Annotated in this window: 16 protein-coding genes and 2 pseudogenes; 1 reads left to right on the top strand and 17 read right to left on the bottom strand. The window is 46.1% G+C overall.

Annotation, left to right across the window (positions count from 1 at the left end; all coding sequences use genetic code 11):
• Positions 1-170 precede the first annotated feature (170 nt).
• On the top strand, positions 171-3,509 hold the full coding sequence (locus GA520_RS08420; RefSeq protein ID WP_163339279.1) for an FkbM family methyltransferase: 3,339 nt from the start codon (positions 171-173) through the stop codon (positions 3,507-3,509).
• A 34-nt stretch (positions 3,510-3,543) separates the two neighbouring features.
• Here GA520_RS08420 and GA520_RS08425 read toward each other — a convergent pair.
• From GA520_RS08425 to GA520_RS08505, 17 genes and pseudogenes are all read right to left on the bottom strand, one after another.
• Positions 3,544-3,777, bottom strand: a pseudogene (locus GA520_RS08425) (flagellin); the annotation flags it as partial.
• A 417-nt stretch (positions 3,778-4,194) separates the two neighbouring features.
• Positions 4,195-5,064 (bottom strand): annotated as a pseudogene (locus GA520_RS08430) (flagellin); the annotation flags it as partial.
• 226 nt (positions 5,065-5,290) lie between these two features.
• Positions 5,291-5,734, bottom strand: coding sequence for a flagellar assembly protein FliW (locus GA520_RS08435; protein ID WP_163339277.1), 444 nt, complete (start codon positions 5,732-5,734; stop codon positions 5,291-5,293).
• Positions 5,731-5,973: a carbon storage regulator CsrA gene (gene csrA, locus GA520_RS08440; RefSeq protein WP_163339276.1), complete on the bottom strand. Its 243-nt coding sequence runs from the start codon at positions 5,971-5,973 to the stop codon at positions 5,731-5,733. Before csrA ends, GA520_RS08435 begins: the two co-directional genes overlap by 4 nt.
• A 132-nt stretch (positions 5,974-6,105) precedes the next feature.
• The gene (flgL, locus tag GA520_RS08445) at positions 6,106-7,128 is read right to left on the bottom strand and encodes a flagellar hook-associated protein FlgL (protein WP_163339275.1); all 1,023 of its coding nucleotides are present in this window, start codon (positions 7,126-7,128) and stop codon (positions 6,106-6,108) included.
• Positions 7,129-7,142: 14 nt separating this feature from the next.
• On the bottom strand, positions 7,143-8,558 hold the full coding sequence (flgK, locus tag GA520_RS08450) for a flagellar hook-associated protein FlgK (protein WP_163339274.1): 1,416 nt from the start codon (positions 8,556-8,558) through the stop codon (positions 7,143-7,145).
• Between the two features lie 4 nt (positions 8,559-8,562).
• Positions 8,563-8,916 (bottom strand): flagellar protein FlgN, encoded by a 354-nt coding sequence (locus tag GA520_RS08455; RefSeq protein ID WP_163339273.1) that lies wholly within the window; start codon positions 8,914-8,916, stop codon positions 8,563-8,565.
• Between the two features lie 6 nt (positions 8,917-8,922).
• Positions 8,923-9,210, bottom strand: a complete 288-nt coding sequence (gene flgM / locus GA520_RS08460) for a flagellar biosynthesis anti-sigma factor FlgM (protein WP_163339272.1) — start codon at positions 9,208-9,210, stop codon at positions 8,923-8,925.
• Between the two features lie 14 nt (positions 9,211-9,224).
• Positions 9,225-9,803, bottom strand: a complete 579-nt coding sequence (locus GA520_RS08465) for a hypothetical protein (RefSeq protein ID WP_163339271.1) — start codon at positions 9,801-9,803, stop codon at positions 9,225-9,227.
• A 228-nt stretch (positions 9,804-10,031) separates the two neighbouring features.
• Positions 10,032-10,364: a rod-binding protein gene (locus GA520_RS08470; protein ID WP_163339270.1), complete on the bottom strand. Its 333-nt coding sequence runs from the start codon at positions 10,362-10,364 to the stop codon at positions 10,032-10,034.
• Positions 10,365-10,374: 10 nt separating this feature from the next.
• Complete coding sequence (locus tag GA520_RS08475) at positions 10,375-11,496, bottom strand: flagellar basal body P-ring protein FlgI (protein WP_370362792.1); 1,122 nt, start codon at positions 11,494-11,496, stop codon at positions 10,375-10,377.
• A 51-nt stretch (positions 11,497-11,547) separates the two neighbouring features.
• A complete protein-coding gene (locus GA520_RS08480) occupies positions 11,548-12,243 on the bottom strand; it encodes a flagellar basal body L-ring protein FlgH (protein WP_163339268.1) in 696 nt (231 codons plus the stop codon).
• Between the two features lies 1 nt (position 12,244).
• Positions 12,245-13,192 (bottom strand): flagellar basal body P-ring formation chaperone FlgA, encoded by a 948-nt coding sequence (flgA, locus tag GA520_RS08485; protein WP_163339267.1) that lies wholly within the window; start codon positions 13,190-13,192, stop codon positions 12,245-12,247.
• 12 nt (positions 13,193-13,204) lie between these two features.
• On the bottom strand, positions 13,205-13,996 hold the full coding sequence (gene flgG / locus GA520_RS08490) for a flagellar basal-body rod protein FlgG (RefSeq protein WP_163339266.1): 792 nt from the start codon (positions 13,994-13,996) through the stop codon (positions 13,205-13,207).
• A 246-nt stretch (positions 13,997-14,242) separates the two neighbouring features.
• Complete coding sequence (gene flgF, locus GA520_RS08495; RefSeq protein ID WP_163339265.1) at positions 14,243-14,992, bottom strand: flagellar basal-body rod protein FlgF; 750 nt, start codon at positions 14,990-14,992, stop codon at positions 14,243-14,245.
• Positions 14,993-15,197: 205 nt separating this feature from the next.
• The gene (locus GA520_RS08500; RefSeq protein WP_163339264.1) at positions 15,198-15,659 is read right to left on the bottom strand and encodes a hypothetical protein; all 462 of its coding nucleotides are present in this window, start codon (positions 15,657-15,659) and stop codon (positions 15,198-15,200) included.
• A gap of 46 nt (positions 15,660-15,705) precedes the next feature.
• On the bottom strand, positions 15,706-16,434 hold the full coding sequence (locus GA520_RS08505) for a FliA/WhiG family RNA polymerase sigma factor (protein WP_163339263.1): 729 nt from the start codon (positions 16,432-16,434) through the stop codon (positions 15,706-15,708).
• Positions 16,435-16,437 lie beyond the last annotated feature (3 nt).

Genomic DNA, 16,437 nt, shown 5'->3' on the forward strand with positions numbered 1-16,437 from the left:
CAATGTTGTGTTCCGTAAGATGTTGAAATCATATATCAAATATTTTAATAGATTTATCCTAAATGGAGTGAAGAACTAATAGAGTAGGGCTTTGTTGGTATTTCTGGATGTTTTCTGGTTCTGCTGGGAAGGAGTATCGAGTTCTTCCCCTCATTTTTTCTGAGAAAGATATGAAGGATATAAAAAAGGTTCGCAAAAGGATTAACAAGCTTTTCCAGCAAAACAAACTCGGGAAGGCGGAATCAGAAATTCTAAAATTACTTAAAAAATACCCGGATGATGTCGAGTTTAACTCGCTGCTTGGCAGGATTTATATAAAAAAAAATGACCCCGAGATGGGTCTTGTCTATAATAAAAAAGTAACAGAGTTGTTACCGGAGAATGCAAACGCCCACCTTAATGTTGCACTCTGTTATAAAGAGATGGGCAATATCCTGGCGGCAATCGAGAGCCTTCTTAAGGCTGTTCAACTGAACGGGCAACATCAAGGTGCACTGGCACAACTCGGTACTTTATATTATGACCTTTATAGGCTGGATGATGCAGAAAAGACATTTTTCAAGCTTTTAAAAATCAAAGAGGATGCATACGTTCATGTTGATTTATCTCGCGTGTATGTAGCCAAAGGACTATTTGGCAAGGCAGAAGAACATTTAAAGAAATCACTGGCTATTGAGCCTGTCAATCCGCCTGCCTACAACAACCTTGCACTTATTTATTATCAGTCCTGTCGTCATGGGGAAAGTTATGAAAATTATAGAAGGGCATTTACCCTGGATGAAAATATCCGGGGGATTTTCAGCAACTATCTCTTTGGCCTTCATTATGATGACAGCGTGCAGAGGGACTATATATTTCAGGAGCATTTGAGATGGGCGGATGTATGTACTCGATCATGTGACTTCTTTAAGACGTTTCAGAATTTACCAATCAAAAAAAGAAGACTTCGGATAGGTTATCTCTCTAGCGATTTGCGCGTTCACTCCGTTGGTTTTTTTATGTTGCCAATATTTATGAATCATTCGAGTGAATTCGAAATGTTTGTTTACTACAACTATCCGGGTGTTGACTCATTTACTGAGAAGTTTCAGGCAAAGGTTCCTGTCGGCTGGAGAACTATTCATGCTCTTACTGATAAGATGGCAGCAGATGTCATTCGAAAAGATAGAATCGATATCCTTGTTGAATTATCTGGACATACCAGTGGTACAAGAATTGAAATTCTTGCTCAAAAACCGGCCCCGATACAGGTTACCTATTTGGGCTATCCAGATACGACAGGACTTAAAACCATTGATTATCGTTTGACAGATGAACTGGCCGATCCGGTCGGAGAGACTGAACATCTGCACACAGAACACCTTTACAGGTTGGAAAAATGTTTTCTCAGCTGGTCTGCCCCGAATGATGCCCCTTCTGTTAAAATGGGAATGATGCACGAACGGAATGGAATATGCCTTGGTTCATTTAACAGTTCAGCAAAAATTAGCAATAAGACTATTGCATTATGGTCGAAACTGCTCACTACGATAGAGAACTCTTCACTTCTTCTCAAATCAAGCCCTTTTGCGGATAATGATACCACTTCCTATGTCAAGAAGCAGTTTTATGCCCAAGGTGTAGGCGAAAACCAACTTACTCTCATGGGATTTCTCCCTCTGGTTGATGGTCACTTGGATCTTTATAATAAAATTGATATAGCCCTCGACCCGTACCCGTATAATGGTACAACAACGACCTTTGAAGCACTTTACATGGGATGCCCGGTGGTGACACTCGTTGGGGATCGTCATTCTGCAAGGGTTGGTTTATCGATCCTATCCAACCTTGGACTCAATGAGTGTATTGCCTATTCTGAAGAAGAGTACCTTGAGAAGGTGCGCTACTTGGCAAGTGATAAGCAAAAGTTATTTGAACTTAAAAAGTCTCTCAGAAGCAGACTGCAAAACTCCGTATTAATGGATCATAAGGGGTTTACCAGAAAACTCGAAAATGCATTTCGGGAGATGTGGAATACATGGTGTGACAATGCTGGTACCTTAGGTACGGCAGTTGTCCAGGCGCATGACGGCTTTGCGTATCATCTGCCTGACTCACTTGAAGTGTTTCACACCTTTGTCCTGCGTGAGCAGGAGAGGTGGTTTGAGCAGGAGTTGGATTTTCTCAGTACATTTCTCAAACCTGGCATGAAAGCGATCGATGTTGGAGCAAATTTTGGGTTTTACCTCTTGAATATAGCTAAAATTGTTGGCGAGTCCGGGAGTTGCCTTGCATTTGAACCATCGTCAGATTTTTGTTCTTATTTAAGATTAAGTATTCACGATAATGGTCTTGCCAATATAAAAGTAATTGAAGGAGGTTTGGCTGCTGAGAAAGGTGGCGAGATGTTGCCGGTAATAAAGTTTCCAGATAACGTATCGGTGGATTTCGAGCAGGATGACAGTGTCGTTGCAGAGTATGTGAGGCTCCTGACGCTCGATGAGACTGTTATTAGATATGGTTTCAACCATGATTTAGATTTTCTGAGAATTGATGCTGCCGGAAAGGAGCTGAATATTCTTGAAGGGGCCCAGACGGTTTTAAAGGAACAGTCGCCTCTTATATTGTATGATCTTGCAGGTGAGGGTGGATTCAATTATCAATTGTGTGATCAGCTAGAGATGTCTGGATATAAGAGTTATTATCTTATTCCCGGGCTTAACGTTCTCGCCCCATTTGAAAAGCAGAACACTCCTGACAGTTATCTTCTGAATGTGTTTGCCTGTAAAGAGGACAGGGCCTTGGCCCTTGTGCAGGAAGGTTTGCTTTGCAGGTCCATTCAAGTGGTGGCCGATGTTGAGAGGGATGAAGAACAATACCACAAATTCTGGCAGGAAAAGATTTTCTATTCAGACTTGCAGTCAATTTGGGAGCATAATCATACAAGCAGTGCAGGTCATTTAGACTATATAGAGGTTTTGAATTGGTACATCAAATCCCAAGATACGGGCCTAGCTACAGAAGAACGAGTTGGTCTGCTGTTCAAAGCATTTTCAGATCTGGGAGAAATCTGCGAAATGCACCCAACCCTGGCTCGACTTTTATCGCTTGTTCGAATGGCGCAGGATACAGGAAACAGGAAATATGCTGTTGGGATTATCGATGTCTTGCTTAATCTGTTTGAAAACTCAACAGATCAACTCCAACTGGATGAGCCGCATCTTGCAGCAACAAAAAGGTATGATTCAATAGCACCGGGTTCTGGCATCGGGGAATGGTGCCTGTCTTCTATTCTGGAAGCAAAGGTGGAACTGGAGTATTTCTCTTTGTATATGGATGAGGCGGGGTCTGCATTGCCCCTTCTGGAAATGTTGGCCAACCTGGGCTTCCAGAGTACGGAAATGGAGCGACGGAGGCAGTTGCTGCTTATAAAAACAGGAAAGCTTGATCGACCAGAACCAAGTGAGGTATTGGAGCAGCTAAACGACGATAATCTGAATCCGGAATGGTGGAAGAAAATGAGCCACTAACAATTGTTAGTGGCTCATTATAAAGTTATAGGCTTTAACCCTGAAGCAACTGGAGGGCAAGCTGTGGTGTCTGGTTTGCCTGAGCCAGAATTGAGACACCTGCCTGCTGCAGAATGTTTTGTTTGGTCATTGCCGAAGTTTCCTGGGCTATGTCAGCATCAAGAATCCGGGATCGTGCTGCAGAAACATTTTCGGAGACATTATTCAGGTTGGCGATAGTAGACTCGAATCTGTTCATAACAGCACCGAGATTTGCTCTTTGACCGTCGATGAAAGCAATAGCGCTATCAACGACCTTCAGGGCGTTGCCAGCTCCAAGTTGTGTTGATATATCGATGTCAGCAACGGTTTCCTGTGCCGAAGCGTTGAACGCAGTCGTCAACCACTGACTTGTACCAGCTGTTCCCGCGGCTGCCTCAACGGTATATGACTTGTTGGAATGAAAGGTTACGATACCTTCAACGATTACTTGTTCTGTACCATCTCCAGCAATTGCTGTCCCAGTGCCACCGGGCGGTGGGGGCACCTCTTCGTTTGCATCCAATGTTGTGAATGTCGTTGAATTTACGGGTGTTCCGTTGTTGTCGTTATAGGTGAAGTTCGTTATGACAATATCATCACCCTGGGAACTGGTGGCCATAATATTCCCTTCGTTATCTAACCGCGCGGTGATGCCAGTTGCAGCCGAATTGTCATTAATTGCAGAAACGATTGGGGAGAGATTGTCGGGATCGTTTATGGTGGCACCTATGGATATTTCTTCGCCCGTGCCATTATTTGAGCCAACAAGATTAAATGTGACTGCTCCAGCGGTACTCATATTAGTCATCAGCATGTTGGTGACGGCTTCAGCATCTACTCCTGTGTCTTCACTCTTCTCATTAACGAGTTGCGCAAATTCCTTGGCTGATTCTGTCCCTGACAGTGCTAGTGCTTCTGAGGTCTGGTTGCCACTTACGACAATTGTAGTCAAGGTGTCTGCGGTCTTGGCGGTGCCTGTTGCTGCAACTTGACTGGATTGTGGGTTTGAGGGGATTTGTTGGTCACCCATCTCATACGCCCATGTGGCGCCCATGGAAACTGCTATGGTTTGTCCCTTGTTAGCGCCAACCTGAAAAACAGATGATGTAAACGTGCCATCCAAAAGCTTTTTATTGTTAAATTCAGTGGATGAGGCAATTCTATTAAGCTCTTGCTGTAACTGAGAAACCTCTTTTTGCAGGGAAACCCTATCGAAAAGTGAGTTGGTATCATTAGCCGACTGAACGGCTAGCTCACGAACCCTCTGTAGGATATTGGTTGCTTCCTGCATGGCACCTTCAGCGGTCTGGGCAAGAGAAATGCCGTCGTTTGCATTACGTACGGCTTGATTCAAGCCTCGGATCTGGCTGGTCATACGATCAGAAATCGCCAGACCGGCGGCGTCGTCTTTGGCGGAGTTAATTCGCAAGCCTGAAGAGAGGCGTTGCATTGATTTGGCTAAAGCACCCTGTGATTTACCTAAATTCCTTTGGGCGTTCAGTGAAGGGATGTTTGTGTTGATTGTAAGTGCCATTAAGGTTCCTCCTTGATAAAAAAAATCGGCGTCAAATTGCAATCAATTCACAAACGTAGTGTCTCTAATGTTCCTCGCAGTTAAGTCACTTTTCGGCTGTATGGAGGAGAAAGTTTAGGGAAAAATGATGATAATGAATAAAAAGGGTAGAGAAGCGGTTTTTGGTGGGAATAAAATGGAATTACAAAAAGATAAGCCGATCGGTAATTCGATCGGCTTGTTGAAATTATTCAGCAGGTTGCTCTTTTTTTACTTCAGGAAGCGGGGTCTTTGTCTGGTATTTGCCGTCTTCCAGGATAACCTGAATTGCCCGATTCGTCTTGGGGGCAAAGAGGATCGGTGCCGCAAGGTTTATGGTTATCTTCTGGTCCGGAGGAACCGTGACGATAGTAAGGACATAACATTCATCATTTTCTTCAATATTCAGGTAATTCCGTTCAGATTCGTCGGGTAGCACCTGGTAGTCGAGGAAAAAATTGGTCGGGTCAGTCAGCACAAAAGCAAATTCCGGTTCGTCGACACTCTGAATCCAGAAAAGAGGCCCATCTTTTTGATTAGGCATTACCACAAAGTTGTGGAGGGTGGGGAAGCCAATCATGCCTGCCGGGAAATTGAGGCAACTTTCGGGATCGTATTCAATTTCACCAAATCGTGTAAGTAGTTTTCTCATTTTTCACGCTTCGTATCGACAAGGTTCTCACTTAGTTTATCAAGATCAGTTAGATCCCATTGTGCTGCTTCACGGTTTTCTAAACTGATTTTATCATAAACTTCCTGGCGGTATATTTTTTTACTCCGTGGCGCATCAATGCCTATTCGAATCGCTCCGCCCTTCAATTCGATAACTTTTATAGTTACATCGTCGCCGATAATGATACCTTCACCGGCCTTTCTGGTTAGAACCAGCATAAAGAACTCCATTCCGGATATGGCAGATTATTAACGCAGGTTCCGCCAATTCTTGCGAGACTTCAATTGAGTACGAGACTCAAAGTATAGTATTGAATATTTCGGGTAGTGTCAAACTGTTACGTCAACTCACTAAAAATACTTGAGTATAGATATGTCCTTGACCTTGGAGGTGATGCTTAAGGCGGCCTGGAAGGCTGTTTCCTGTTTGATGATCTCGTTGAAGGTCTCAATGACGTCAGCATCCTGGTAGCGAGAGAGGATCTCCTGGAGATCTACGTTTACCTCTTCCTGATGTTTGATTGCGGAATCAACACGTTCTGCGCGAACACCCATTCTGCTCCGAAGTCGGCGTTCCTGGTCGGCAGCCATTTCGAGCTTTTCTATATTGTCCTGGATGCCTCCACCTGCAAGCAGAGGGTCGTCAATATTTCCAGCCCGGATTGCTTCTTCAGTGCGCTGTAAAACGGAGAAGAGATCAACAGCACCAGGTTCGGGAGGAGTGCCTGCGGGGGCAGGACCTCCGGCCGCTGTTGTGGCGTCATTCCAATATTGGTTGGAGACGCCTAGAAAAAACTCGTTTCCAGTTAAGTTGACTTGTAATTGTTCGCCCGGAGTTATTTCAAGTTCGGTCGGATTGGCATCGCCATGGTAGAGATATGGCCAGGTTGTTGAATTTGTCTCGTCATACAGGGTCGGGTCGTAAGATGGATTAAGTTCAAACGGTTTTGTGGTTTCGCTGTACCCGGCGAATATATATTTGCCATCAATTACCGCATTAGCTGAATCGAGCATCTCATCCTGGATTTCCGCAAGTTCATCCGCCAGCGTATCCATATCAGCATCACTTAAGGCACCGTTTACCGCGTTGATAGCTATTTCCTTGGCTCGTTCGAGCAAGCTCTCAACACTTGCCATATGAGAATCTGTCGCTTGCATCTTGTCAAGGCTGACTCCCATGGTTTCAAGGTAGCGCTCATTTTTACTGAGTTGGGTTCGGGTAGTCAGAACCGGACGGATGGCTGAAGGGTCATCAGAAGACTTATTAAGTTTTAAGCCGGTAGCACCCTGATATCGAAGATCCTGCAATCTGTTGGTGATGCGGTCGAGATTTGTCTGCATCAGGCGGTATGTTGAATTTTCAGTTACTTTCATGGGCCATACCTCTTTTATCGTTTAATCGATAACAAGGAGTTCATCATTTCATCAACGGTAGACAAGAATTTGGCAGAGGATTCAAAACCGCGTTGATAGGTTATCAGATCGATCATTTCCTCTTCAAGGGAAACACCTGCCAGACTGTCGCGCATATTTTCAAGTTGCACAACTGCATCTTCCGCGCCTTGCCTGGATAATTCGTTCTGGCTTGTTGCAAGACCAACACGGGCGGTGAGCTTTCCGTAAAAAGAGTTGAATGTGTCAACACCATTCATAAACGGTTGTTCGTCAAGATTGGACAACAGCAATGCATTACGGTTATCACCAGGTCCGACGTACGGGTCCTCAGCTGCAGCAATCTGTTCTGAGAGGGTAATTGCAACGGACATGGTCCGTGCTGCATCATCCCAGGCATTTGCTGGCGGTACGGGTACCATATTCGGAGGATCATTAAAGAAGTTTCTACCGCCAACTCCGTCAAGCCCGGCGCCGGCAGCATGCTGGGTATTAAAACGGGTTGTTATCTCATATGAGAGTTTATCCAAATCCTCTTTTAAGGCTGGGATAAAGGTGTCACGAAGATTGGTAAGGCCCTTGAATTCACCACCAATATTGCGTTCATTCAGGGTGCGGGTTACTCCACCTGCATGAAGTTGGATTTCAAGCTGAGCTCCGGTGGTGACGGCTTCCAGGCTCATTGCCGAATTCCCCTGAACCAGGGGTAAACCAGCAGGAAGCTGGACTGTCATCATGCCGTTATTGCTATCGTAGTAAGTTTGAGCTCCAACGGTGACGGCAAGTTCTTTCGCCAGAAGCTCGCGGCGGTCTCTTGCTGTGTTGGCATCCTGGCCGGAAATTTCTATCAGGTGAATGCGGTCGTTGAGGTCTGCTATTTCCGTGATTTTGGAGTTTATGTCTTCAATCTTGGAGATAAGGGTGTCGTTTATATTGTCAGTAACCGTATCAAGGTCGTTGATGGTGTTATTGAAATTTGTTGAGAGAAGTGCACCGCGCTGGATTACCTGGTCGCGGAGAACCAGATCACTCGGGCTGGCTGAGAGTTCCTGTACTGAGTCGAAAAAACGATCGACATCTGTGGCGATGTTTTCTTCGGTAATGGCGAATATTCTTTCGAGCTCTGAGAGTGGGCGTGTCTGTGCATCCTCAAAACCGAAGTCGGATGATTTATCGACCAGTTGGTTCTGGATAAAGACGTCGTGATCGCGTTTTACGTTAGTAACTTTTACCCCCTGGCCAATAAAGAAATCGCCAAAGTTCATGGAGGGGTAGGGGGAGAGTTCTGATCGTTGCCTGGAGTACCCTTCGGTGTTGACGTTGGAAATATTATTACCAACGATCTCGAGGGATTTCTGGTTTACCTCCAGGGAGGTACGTGCTGCGTTGAGCGCGCTGAATAGACCGGCCATAATACTACACCTTTCCTGAGAGCAGCCTGCCGTTTACCTGGGAAGCAATTTCACCACCTGCGGATGAATAGGTAGAGGTTACCGTACGTTTGCCGAAAAACTCCATGGTGTGTCGTATCCAGCCAAGCGTCGACTTAAAGAGATACGCATTACGGCGGTTCTCATGTCGGATCTCGGCAGCGATAGGTTTATCAGCCTCGTCGATTCTCTTAACATGTGCCAGCATCTTGATGAGTTGTTCTTTTTCGTGCATTGCGGCCTCAAGACCTTCCATGTCGAGTTTTTTGGCGCAATTCCGCTCTTTGATAATCACATCGCGTAAGCGGATCATTTTCTCACGTGTTGTTCTGGCATTCATGATTTCTTACTTCCCTTCAAGCAGGAACTGCATCAGTGAGGATGCAACTTTTTCCAGGTCAGGCTTGTAGGAACCATCGGCAATTTGTGCCCGAATCTGTTCCACACGCTCTGCCCGATCAGAGTCGCTGCTCTGTTTTGCGGCGTTTGCTTTATGCACGTCTTGCAATACAGAAGAAAACTCCACTTTATCAGCCTTGCTTGTTTCTGTTTTCTGGTCGGATGACGGCTTCTGCGTCTTTTTGAGACTGCCTATCTGGTTGGGTCCCCCGACTCCGAAAAATTCTACGCTCATGATTTCACCTGTTTTTATGATGCAATTGGCTCGGATTCGCCGACCCAGGCATCAAGTTTGTCGATTACTGCATCGTAGGTGTCATAGGAAATATCCGGAAGCCAACCACCAAATGCTTCAAGTGCTTCGTTAAATCCCTGTTCTACCCCCGCCTTAATTGCTTCGATCCTGGTTGGATCTCCACCGGCAACGCCTACAGCGAAATCTACAATACGATCAGAGGTTTGTTCAATACCAAAATAACCATCGTCGCTTACCAGTTCAGTTGCTTCTTCCTGGCTGAGCTCTTCCAGACTTACTTCACCGCTCCCCGTCGGGATGGTGAAATCCATGCCTTGTTGCTCAAATATATTGAGAACAAGACCTCTCAGCAGGTCATATCCGTCCTGCTGGCCAGGCTGCAAGGTCATGGAGCTGTCATAAAGTTCCACAGACTCCAACTTGTAAGAGAGGGTAACCTTATCTGTTGATAAGCTTGTACTCTCAGAGCTGGCTTTCAGTCCCCGTTGACGTGAACCGAGAAGTTCCGGTCCCTGGTTTGTCCTGTAAGCTTGGGGGCTTACTCCGTTCTGGATAGTCGTATTATGTATCATCGCTTTGCCTCCATGGCTGCCTGTATGCGTCCTTGCATCGTGCATCCTGCACAACCGGTTAAGACGGAATGTGTCTCCAGTTGATTATCTTATCGGAAGGATGTAAAGCGATCTTTAGAAAAAAATTACGGATTAATGCGGATGTTAGGGGGGGGGGAAGAGGGGAAGAGGGGATGAGGGGAAGGGACCGGGGTCAGGCTTAAGCCTGACCCCAACTGCCGGGTCTTATTATTCGCCAGTGTGTTTTTTTGCCTCGATATGTGTTGCCATCTGTCGGTACATGGCTTCACCAATACCCATTCCTGGGCCGGCTGCGGTCTGTTTGGCAATCTCCATATCAAACATTTCCTGAAACGTATCGGTAGCGACACTTTTTTCAAAAAGCCCGCCTTCCGGGACGGCTTTTCGCATCGCCTTGTACATTTCCATCACAAAAATAGTTTCAAACTGGCGGCTTGACTCACGCAGCGATTCAAGATCCTTGGTTTTTTTCTGGCTGGGGTTATTGGCATTGCCCAGGGAATGGCTGAGGACAGTTCTGGGATCTATTGTATTGTTCATAATTTGTCCTTTAAAGGATAATTAGTTCGCCATGCATCGAACCTGCTGCCTTTATGGCCTGAAAAATAGCTATCAGGTCACGAGGGGTAGCGCCGATAGCGTTCAGTGCTGAAGCAATTTCACCTATGGTCACACTTTCCTGCACATCGAGAACCACTAACTGTCCATCATCTTCAGCAACCGTGATATTGGTGTTCGGTGTAATTACCGTATCGCCTTCTGCAAGAGGGTTTGGTTGGTACACATCCGAATCCTCCTTTATTACCAGGCTGAGATTGCCATGTGAGACGGCAACGGTGGAAAGTTTGACGTCTTTTCCCATAACGATAGTTCCTGTGCGTTCGTTCACGACCACCCTGGCGGTGGAGTCGGCTTTGACGTCGAGAGATTCGATTGCCGAAATAAACTCTACAAGAGAGTTCTGCATCTGTGACGGGATATTGACTTGCACGGACCCTGAATCCATGGGCTGTGCTGTCATCACACCGAAACGGCTGTTAATTTTATCGGCCATATTGGTAGCGGTGGTAAAATCGGCATTGTTGAGCTGATAGAGCAGTGTGCCGTTCTCGCCGAGTTCGAAGGGCACGCTGTTTTCAACAATCGCCCCACCGGAAATATTCCCTGCCGTAGGATGGTTCTTCTGGGCTCTGGCTGCCTTGCCGCCAAATGAGAATGCTCCAATGGTGAGTGGGCCCTGGGCTACCGCGTAGACATTGTTGTCTGCGCCATGTAAGGGAGTCATGAGCAAGGTGCCTCCGGCAAGGCTTTTGGCGTCCCCAAGAGATGAAACCTGAACATCAATAGTGGAACCCGGTTTGGCAAATGGCGGCAATTGACTAATAACCATAACTGCTGCCACATTTTTCACCTTTATGTCCTCTATATCGTCGGGGTTTACCGTAATACCATTGCGGACCATCATATTATAGACGCCCTGCAGGGTAAATCTCGATTTTTTCATGTCATCACCGGTGCCGTTCAGGCCGGTGACAAGGCCATAACCAATCAATTGGTTATTCCTTACCCCCTGCAGGGAGGCAATATCCTTGATCCTGGCTGCATGGGCGGTAGTGAAGCAAAAGAACATAAAACCCAGTATGACAAGAAACAAAATCCAGGGTCTTGTGATTTGTGGCAGAGTATTATCTTTTGTGTATCTCATAATAAATGGTATCCGATATCAGAACGGCCATACTCCATCAAGTGTGCGCATGAGCCAGCCAGGTTTCTGTTTGTCCGCAATAGCTCCCTGGCCCGTGTAGCTAATACGCGCGTTGAGTACCTTTGTTGAAGGTATTGTATTGGCGGCCGTAATGTCGGTTGGTCGAACTATGCCCGTAAGGTAGATAATCTGAACCTCATTGTTGACCATGACTTCCTTGCCGCCACGTATCTTCAGGTTGCCGTTGCCGTATCTTTCTATCACCTGGGTGGCAAGGGATGCGGTGAAGGTACCGCTCCGTGCGGTCGCCCCTTCCCCGTCGAAGCTATTATCAAAATCAGCCGACACCAGGTTCTCGAGGTCAATGTTAGTGTCATCAGCAAGCCATTTTGAGTTTTCAAGTCCGAACAGGTTTGGGATGGATGCACTCATGGACGTCGTGCGGTCAGTCGAAGTTGAGGCGTTTTTCGATGCACTTGACTCTTCAGAGATGATAACAGTCACGATATCGCCGACGGTTTTCGCCTTGTGATCGGCAAAAATCGAGGTGTTTTCATTACTCCATAAAGAACCGGGGCTCCGTTCACTTTCCAGTAGTGTTACATCATCCTCAAGCGGTTCCGGTATTTCTACGATCTGCGGTTCCTTGTAGGAACATGATGTCAGTAGCATCGAAGACAGAAAAACTATTAAAAAATATTTAGTATACTTCATATCAGAGAGTTACCTCCACCAGGCCAGGTGCAGCGACACGGCAGTAAACGGTTTTCTTGGAATTAACATTCTGGACGCGGATTGTGTCATCAAGCTTCCCATTACTTCGGGCGATTCCGGTTGCGGTCAGGTGCATACTGTTATGATTAACCACCATTCGTACCAATTGTCCTTTCAATATCATGGGAGGGAAAACCACATTGCTAAGAGAAAGAGGTTTACCACTTTTTATGGACCTGTTAATTATTTTCCCCTGAACCTGAGAAATATCAAAACATGGCGATTTCATTGAACTGATATCTTGGGTGGCCATCGTCAGGTTTGCTGTAGAAAGTACAGTTCCTTTTTTTAACGGAGATGTTGTAATCGCAACAGAGGCAAGCATTTCGAGTTCGCCGCGAACCGACATGTTTTTCCTGACCCTGCCGTCTACCCTGAATATCAGAGAAAAACGTTTTGAACCGACAATATTCGGGTCCGAAGGGAAAATTTCCCAGCTGAGTTCACCTTTGGGCAACAGAAATGGCAACGGCAGGGATTTGGCAATAAAACGAATTTCAGCATCCGGGAGTTTATGGCTGTTCTCACGTAAATAGTCGTCAATAATTTGACTAATTTTGCTCGGTGTGATCCTGATACTTGAACGGGTGACGTTAACAGTGGCAGAACCTTCCCATACGATGTCAGTTCCCGGTGCAAGTTCAGGAACAAGTGCCTGGATAACATTTCTGGAGGAAATAGACGTCGATTCCCCCGGTGGGGGAGATTGACCTACAATTTGACTGGCCAGTGCCCGTGACAGGTCGTTCTCAGAGTCGAAGTCAACTATATCGCCTAAAGTAACTGATACGTCACGCACTTCGGCCGATGGTTTAAATTCGACGATCAATGCATGCGCAGACTGGGTGAGTGCAAAAAACACCAGTATGAGGAAGAGGTGACGTATCATATCAATCAATGCTTAAATGAGTTGGTTGGTCGTTTGCATCATTTCATCCGATGTCTGTATAGTCTTTGAGTTGATCTCGTATGCCCTCTGCGTGGTGATCATATTCGCGAGTTCCTCGACAATGTTGACATTGGAACCTTCAAGATAGGTCTGCAGAAGTTGACCGTATCCATCGTCACCAGGGTTGCCGGTAGCAGCAACACCAGATGATTCTGTTTCCTGGAAAAGGTTTTTGCCTATCGCTTTGAGACCTGCATTATTGGTGAAAATGGCCAGCTCTATATTGCCGAGTTCCGTTGCCGCTTCATCGTCTCCGATAACAACACTGACAATACCTGTTTCACTGATGGTCAGTGTATCTTCCCTGGAACCGTCGGGGATCGTGATTTCCGGGATAAGCGGATACCCGTCAGAATTTGTTATTCTGCCGTCGCCGTCACGTTTCAGAGCGCCGGAACGGGTATAGGTAGTGTTGCCGTTGGGTGTTTCAATTTGCAGAAACCCCTCGCCTTCAATGGCGACATCAAGCACGTTTTCGGTCAAAATGAGATCACCCTGGGTGAAAACCTTTGAGACGGCTGCTGGTTTTACACCCAAACCAATCTGGATACCGGTTGGAGATTCGGTGTCGGCAGAGGTCTGAGCTCCGGGTACCTTCATGGTTTGGTACAAGAGATCCTGGAAATCGGTTTTCGATTTTTTGAATCCGGTGGTAGACACGTTGGCGAGGTTGTTGGCGATAACATCGATATTCAACTGTTGCCCATGCATGCCGGTAGTGCCGGTCCAGAGTGATCTAATCATTTTTTAGTTTTCCTTGATGGCTGGGAAACGGATCTTTTTCCTTTATTCTTTGTTGCATTATGAAACGAAATCCTCAGCGTATTCATATAGGCCTGCGGTCTCAATTTCATAATGCGCCTCGAGTAATGAAAAATTGTCTCGTTTTAAATGTTCCTTTTACCTCCTGAAGCTGCGTATCATCCTCCCTGTTGTAGAGGAGATCAGTTCAGGAGAAGGTGCCGAATTCCGTAGTAATGGAAATAAATTCTAGCTGATGGTTCCTAAATCGTTTTGTTCTTCTCCCAAGGTTGAATAGCTTTTGAGCACCTTGTGATATGTTTCAAATGTTCGGTAGCTGTTTATCATTTTAGCCATTTCATCAGTCATGTTGACGTTGGAGACCTCCAAACTACCCTGGACGATACTATAATTTTCTACTTCAGTTTCTTCACCGCCAGGTAGTAGTTCAAAGGTAGTATCCTGCCGTCGTTTTAATTGTGACGTATCGTTGACACCCACAACGGCCAGTTGGGCGACCTCGGCCCTGTTGCCGTCAGGAGTCAGTATATAGATGCCACCTTCGTCAGAGACAGCGACCTCTCCGATGTCTGTATTCGGGATGGTGATTTCTCCATTGCCATCATCAAGGACAGGTAATCCATCAGTGGTCCGAAGGTTGCCTTCCTGGTCGACAAGAAAATCTCCACGCCGGGTATACAGCGGGCCTTCAGGTCCCTGTACCTTGAAAAAACCTTCGCCCTGAATAGCCATATCGTACGGGTTTTCGGTGGGGCGCAGGGCTCCCTCACTAAAGTCTGTGTAATTCTGGCGTACACGGCTGTAGTTGATCCCGCTTGCTTCCTTGGTTTGCCTTTCACCATTCAGGAGTGATTCAAAGCTGACCAGAGATCGTTTGTAGCCTGTTGTATTAACATTGGCAAGGTTTGCGGCGATATTGTTAATTGACTGTTCCCGTGAAATTGCCCCGGCAAGTGCACTGTATTTTCCGGATACCATTTAGTGTTTACTCCCTTGAAAAAACCAGAATTTGCAATAGAGCGAAAAGTAGCAGGTGAATTGCCATATCCAACCTGTCAGCAGCTATTTGTCCCAATCATCTGGTAAGCGGCCTACTGTAACGAATCATTTGGTCTATTATAGATCGGCCGAAAGTATGTTTTTCTTAAGCTGTTTCAGTTCGTTTTTAATCTCTTTGTCAATATTATGACGGTGAGGCGACGAGTCGTGAAAGAGTGACAAGCTGACTCGCTTCGTGGGCTGAGATAGAGAGAATATTAGCAATCTCTTCAGCCCCCATTCCTTTTTCTGATAGTGATTTTATATAGTGGTACCTTTCGGGAGCCTTAACCGATGAGTTTGCGTGTTGCACCTCAAGACGCGGTTGTTGTAATCGTGTGGTAATTTCTGCCTCGTGCAGGCTTTTTTGAAATTCGAGAGTTGAATCGAGCTTTTGACGTAATTCCAAAAGCTCCTGTTGCGTATTGAGCAGGTTTGTTTCCGTCGAAAGCAGTTTTGCTGACAATCTATTGTTTTTACGTCTGAATAGGAAAATGAGACACAGTACCAGGATAAGAGCCAGGATAGTAAGTGTGGGTTTGTAAAATTCTGGTGAAAGAAAGAGAGATAGGTTCGCTTGTCCGGTTATGAAATTCCTGGCTGGCATACGGGGCTCCTTCTTCGACCACGGCGTCGGCAGAACCCTTGAGGTGTCACAATCGGTTCTGGACCTTGGTCTTTAATTTTATCAGTGCCTGACTGTGTAGCTGGGAGATTCGTCCTTCAGAGACCGCTAGAATATCGGCGATTTCTTTCTGCGTGAGCTCCTCGTAGTAATAAAGGGACACGACCAGGCGTTCTTTCTCTGATAATTCTTCCAATATCCGTGCCAGAACCTTCGTTAATTCGGCGGCTTCAAGCCGGAAACCCGGAAGGCGGGATTTATCGTTTTCTGTGAGTGAATCCAGAAACGATCGACCTCCATCAGAATGGTCGAGCGTCTCGTTTAAACTCACACAACCAAGGTGGCTCACTTCGCCAAGTAGTGAGTGGTATTGGTCAATCGTAAGTTCCATGGCTGCGGCGATTTCATGTTCTTCCGGATCACGTCCAAGCTTGTTTTCAAGGGAAGAGATGGTTCGGCCAATTCGGTTTTGTTTGTCGCGCAGGGAGCGGGAAAACCAGTCGAGCTTTCGCATCTCATCAAGGATAGCGCCACGAATACGATGTTCGGCAAAAGTTTTGAACAGGATGTTTTTTGAAGGATCAAACTTGTTTGCTGCATCCAGAAGCCCCAGCATTCCAGCGCTTTTCATGTCATCACGATTCATGAAAGAGGGAACCTGGGTCACCATGCGCCCGACAAGGATATCGACGAGATGGAGATTGTCACGGATCAGTTGTGATATGTCATCACCGTATGGAGGTTGTTTATACAGCATATT

It is taken from the genome of Desulfopila sp. IMCC35008, assembly GCF_010646885.2.
Classification (GTDB): domain Bacteria; phylum Desulfobacterota; class Desulfobulbia; order Desulfobulbales; family Desulfocapsaceae; genus Desulfopila.

What these genes read in the sequence shown, in the direction of transcription:
- GA520_RS08465 (WP_163339271.1), bottom strand. Translation starts at nt 9,803, where the DNA reads ATGATACATAATACGACTATCCAGAACGGAGTAAGCCCCCAAGCTTAC.
- csrA (WP_163339276.1), bottom strand. Translation starts at nt 5,973, where the DNA reads ATGCTGGTTCTAACCAGAAAGGCCGGTGAAGGTATCATTATCGGCGAC.
- flgA (WP_163339267.1), bottom strand. Translation starts at nt 13,192, where the DNA reads ATGATACGTCACCTCTTCCTCATACTGGTGTTTTTTGCACTCACCCAG.
- GA520_RS08455 (WP_163339273.1), bottom strand. Translation starts at nt 8,916, where the DNA reads ATGAATGCCAGAACAACACGTGAGAAAATGATCCGCTTACGCGATGTG.
- GA520_RS08500 (WP_163339264.1), bottom strand. Translation starts at nt 15,659, where the DNA reads ATGCCAGCCAGGAATTTCATAACCGGACAAGCGAACCTATCTCTCTTT.
- GA520_RS08480 (WP_163339268.1), bottom strand. Translation starts at nt 12,243, where the DNA reads ATGAAGTATACTAAATATTTTTTAATAGTTTTTCTGTCTTCGATGCTA.
- flgG (WP_163339266.1), bottom strand. Translation starts at nt 13,996, where the DNA reads ATGATTAGATCACTCTGGACCGGCACTACCGGCATGCATGGGCAACAG.
- GA520_RS08470 (WP_163339270.1), bottom strand. Translation starts at nt 10,364, where the DNA reads ATGAACAATACAATAGATCCCAGAACTGTCCTCAGCCATTCCCTGGGC.
- GA520_RS08505 (WP_163339263.1), bottom strand. Translation starts at nt 16,434, where the DNA reads ATGCTGTATAAACAACCTCCATACGGTGATGACATATCACAACTGATC.
- GA520_RS08435 (WP_163339277.1), bottom strand. Translation starts at nt 5,734, where the DNA reads ATGAGAAAACTACTTACACGATTTGGTGAAATTGAATACGATCCCGAA.
- flgK (WP_163339274.1), bottom strand. Translation starts at nt 8,558, where the DNA reads ATGGCCGGTCTATTCAGCGCGCTCAACGCAGCACGTACCTCCCTGGAG.
- flgF (WP_163339265.1), bottom strand. Translation starts at nt 14,992, where the DNA reads ATGGTATCCGGAAAATACAGTGCACTTGCCGGGGCAATTTCACGGGAA.
- flgM (WP_163339272.1), bottom strand. Translation starts at nt 9,210, where the DNA reads ATGAGCGTAGAATTTTTCGGAGTCGGGGGACCCAACCAGATAGGCAGT.
- flgL (WP_163339275.1), bottom strand. Translation starts at nt 7,128, where the DNA reads ATGAAAGTAACTGAAAATTCAACATACCGCCTGATGCAGACAAATCTC.
- GA520_RS08420 (WP_163339279.1), top strand. Translation starts at nt 171, where the DNA reads ATGAAGGATATAAAAAAGGTTCGCAAAAGGATTAACAAGCTTTTCCAG.